The following is an 804-nucleotide window of genomic DNA, read 5'->3' on the forward strand; positions in this document are numbered from 1 at the left end:
CCCCGGCCCCCAGACGCGGTCGATGAGGTCGCGCTTGGCGACGACGCGCCCGGGCCTCGCCATGAGCTCGGCGAGCAGCTGGCACTCGCGCGCCCTGAGCGCGACGGCGGCGCCCCCCGCCGCGCGCAGCTCGAGCGAACCCTCGTCGAGCTCGAGGCCGAGGGCGCGCAGCGGCCCCGCCTCCTCGATGGCCCGGGGCCGGCGGCAGACGGCCCGGACGCGGGCGAGCAGCTCCTCGGCGTGGAAGGGCTTCACGAGGTAGTCGTCGGCTCCGGCGTCGAGCCCAGCCACCCGGTCGGGCACCGCGTCGCGGGCGGTGACGAGAATCACCGGGGTCGCGTCGCCGGCCTCCCGCATGCCGCGCAGCACGTCAAGGCCGCCCATGACGGGCAGCATGACGTCGAGCAGCACGCAGTCGTAGGCGCCCGCGGCGGCGAGCTCAGCGCCGCGCCCGCCGTCCGTGGCCACGTCGGCCGACCAACCCTCGCCCCTGAGTATCTCGGCGACCGCCTCGGCGAGCCGCCACGCGTCCTCGACCACGAGAACCCTCATGCCTCCCCCTTCCGCTTGGAACCGTGCGCCCGCGATGCTACGCGGGCTCGCTGAGACGGGGCTGAGACGCCCCTCAAAGGTTCGTCTCAGCTTGCCCGCCCATAGTGGCCGCCGTCAACCGAGGCCGAGAGGAAAGGAAGGCACGGCACATGGAGCACACGATTCGGAAGGGAGGGGCGGCGGCGCGCGGGCATCGGGCCGCCCGCGTCGCGGCGTCGCTCGCGCTGGCCGCGGCCGTCGTCGGCGCCTCGG

Annotated in this window: 1 protein-coding gene; it reads right to left on the reverse strand. The window is 75.6% G+C overall.

Annotation, left to right across the window (positions count from 1 at the left end; translation table 11 throughout):
• Window positions 1-552: response regulator transcription factor (locus tag DW151_RS10445; protein WP_147351788.1), on the reverse strand; the 552-nt coding region annotated here is incomplete at its 3' end.
• Window positions 553-804 lie beyond the last annotated feature (252 nt).

It is taken from the genome of Collinsella sp. AM13-34 (assembly GCF_003473055.1).
In the GTDB taxonomy this organism is placed as follows: Bacteria; Actinomycetota; Coriobacteriia; order Coriobacteriales; family Coriobacteriaceae; genus Collinsella.